The 2829-nt window shown below is 71.7% G+C and carries 3 protein-coding genes and 1 pseudogene; all 4 read left to right on the top strand.

From position 1 onward, the window contains the following. Nucleotides 1-361, top strand: a pseudogene (locus POF73_RS45570) (ATP-binding protein); the annotation flags it as partial. Between the two features lie 204 nt (nt 362-565). Continuing rightward, the gene (locus tag POF73_RS45575) at nt 566-1030 is read left to right on the top strand and encodes a hypothetical protein (protein WP_272125433.1); all 465 of its coding nucleotides are present in this window, start codon (nt 566-568) and stop codon (nt 1028-1030) included. Nucleotides 1031-1047: 17 nt separating this feature from the next. Beyond that, a complete protein-coding gene (locus tag POF73_RS45580) occupies nt 1048-1569 on the top strand; it encodes a hypothetical protein (protein ID WP_272125434.1) in 522 nt (173 codons plus the stop codon). 90 nt (nt 1570-1659) lie between these two features. Beyond that, on the top strand, nt 1660-2562 hold the full coding sequence (locus POF73_RS45585) for a bifunctional DNA primase/polymerase (protein WP_272125435.1): 903 nt from the start codon (nt 1660-1662) through the stop codon (nt 2560-2562). Nucleotides 2563-2829 lie beyond the last annotated feature (267 nt).

Genomic DNA, 2829 nt, shown 5'->3' on the forward strand with positions numbered 1-2829 from the left:
ACGCACCCACTTCATCGACGACGACCCCGCCCAGGCCATCGCCGACCGCGCGAAGGCCCTCCGCGACGGGGTCACCACGCTGACCGTGATCGAGCGCGGCGAGGACCGCGACCCGCTCGCCGACATCGCCGCCGCCATCGGGGATGCGCCCCGGCTGCCCACCACCGACGTCCTCAAGCGCCTCGCGATGCTCAACCAGGACGCCTACGGCGACTGGACCAACGGCGACCTCAAGCGCGTGCTGGAGGCCGAGGGCGAGGAGCCGAAGAAGTCCCACGGCCGCATGGTCGTCCACCGCGATCACGTCCTGCGCGCCCTCGCCAACCGCGACGACGACGGTTCCGCTTCCGCCTCCGCTTAGCGGGGAGGCAGACCCGCCCACGCCGGGGAGGCGGGGAGAACTCCCCAACCACCTCCCCACCCCGCCTCCCCGGCCTTGATCAGCGAAAACGTGCTCTTGGGGAGGCGGGGAGGCGCCCTGCTCGGCGCCCCGAAACCCCCCTCCACAGCGCCCCTGACAGGGGGTGTGCCCGCCTCCCCGAGCCATGACCGGAAGGGATTCCGCATGTACCCCGAACCTGCCCGCCACCCGCCCGCCCACAGGGCCGTGGAAGTCCACCAGCCCACCCCGATACCGCCCGCCGTCGTGCAGCCGGCACCGATGGTGCCCCTCCAGCCCGGCCACCTCCCGGCAGTCGCCAGCGTGGTCCTGCCGGACGGCCGCGTCGTCACCGGCTACGCCATCGAACCCGCCAAGCCCGAACCCGCCGCCGCCAAGCCGCCCGTCTCCCGCGCAGCCGTGAACGTCGCCCTCGGAGGCATCGGATTCCTCGCCGTGAGCGGCGGACTGCTCCTGCTCACCACGTTCATCACCGCCCTGACCGCGCTCATCACCCAGCTCATCACCCTCGCCGCCGTCATCTTCGGCGGATGGATCGCGGTACAGGTCTTCAGCACGAGCGGCCACAAGAGCGGGACCACGGTCAACATCCGCAAAGCGATCTTCAAGCGCAACCACTTCAACGGCTGACGGGAGAGCAATCACCCATGTTCGAGATCCGCGTCATCTGCGACCCCACCGACACCGATCACGTCGTCGCCGCCCTGGACCGCACCTTCACGGTCGGCACCGTGACCGTCTGGCCCTCCCGCGACCGCAAGCGGCACCGCCTGTACGCCCGAGCCGAACACCGCAGCGAGCCGGAATCGTGGCCCACACCGGAGCACGCCTACGCGCTCGCCCCCAGCATCATCAGCGAAATCGGCTGGACAACCCGCACCGTGGCCGGTGCCGCCTGCTTCACGGAGCTGGAGCGGGAGTTCTACCTGCGCAAGGCCGCACTGCTGGACCGCATCGCGCTGTTGGACGAGCCCGACGAACCCTGCAGCGACGCGGAAGAGAGCGCGCTGGCTGCCGCTACATACCTGCTCGACATCGACCAGGCCCACCCTGATTTCACCGTCCCGGACCACGCCGCAATGCACCCGCGCGGCTACGTCCGACAGCAGTACGCCGCATGGCACCAGCACGAGCAGCGAAGCGACCACGTCACCCCTGACTGCTTCTAGCTACGCCAAGGGCGGCCCCCGTCTCACGCCAATGAATCCGGGGCCGCCCTTGCTCGCCAGTCACCCATCAAGGAACTGGAGACATCCAGCATGACCCATGACCCCCGATCCGCGATGCTCCGCGCCGCACTCGATGCCGCCGAACGCGGCTGGTACGTCTTCCCGCTCCGCCCAGGCGACAAGCGGCCCGCCCTGCACGGCGAGGCCACCTGCCCCTACACGGGCGAGTGCGCGGGCGGCCACCTGAAGTGGGAACAGCGCGCCACCCGCGATCCCGAGCGGATCCGCACCACCTGGTGGCACACCCCCTACAACATCGGCATCGCCACCGGCCCCTCCAACCTGCTCGTCGTCGACCTCGACATGCCCAAGCACAAAGGCAGTTCGGACGCGCCTAACGGCGCGGCCACCTTCAAGGCGCTCTGCGAGCGCGCCGGGCGCGCCGTCCCCACCACCTACCGGGTGCGGACCGCGAGCGGCGGAACACACTTGTACTTCACCACCCCCGACGGCCTGCGGCTGACCAACACCGCAGGCGCCGTGGGCCAGTTGGTCGACACCCGCGCATGGGGCGGCTACGTCGTCGCCGCCGGCAGCATCACCCCCACCGGAAGCTACGAGACGCTGAGCGGCCCTGTGGCGGCCCCTCTGCCCCTGTGGCTGCAAACCATCCTGCAACCCGCCCCCGCGCGCCCCGTGGGCCCACTGAGGCTTCCTGCGGTGAACGGGAGCCGTGCGGCTCTGGCCGCGCTGGAGGCCGAATGCGCCGTGGTGGCAGTGGCGCCGGACAAGCAGCGCAACAACATCCTCAACCGGTGCGCCTTCAAGGTGGGGCGTTTCGTCGCGTGGGGCGACATCCCCCGGCACGTGGTTGAAGAGGCCTTCCAAGGGGTGGGGGAGGCACGGGGGCTGACCTCTGCCGAGTGCCGCGCCACGATCCGCAGCGCCCTGGACAGCTCCATCCGCAAGGCCCGACCCCGGGACGCGGCATGACCGCCCGCCCGCATCCCCCATTGGAAGGCCAACCCACCACACCCACCCGCCCGCGCGTCGCCGAACCGGCCCCGCCCCGTCCGGCCGTGGGCGAGCCGAAAGGCGCCGCCCGCAAGGGCGTCCAAACTGCACTTCGCCCTGACCCGCAGACCGCAGACGGCCGCTACCCCGTCGCCTGGCTGCACATCGTGGGGGGGGGGGGGGGGCCCCCCCCCCCCCCCCCCCCCCCCCGCCGCGGCGTGGGCCCCCCCCCCCCCCCCCCCCCCC

The organism is Streptomyces sp. HD (assembly GCF_028369295.1).
Lineage (GTDB): Bacteria > Actinomycetota > Actinomycetes > Streptomycetales > Streptomycetaceae > Streptomyces.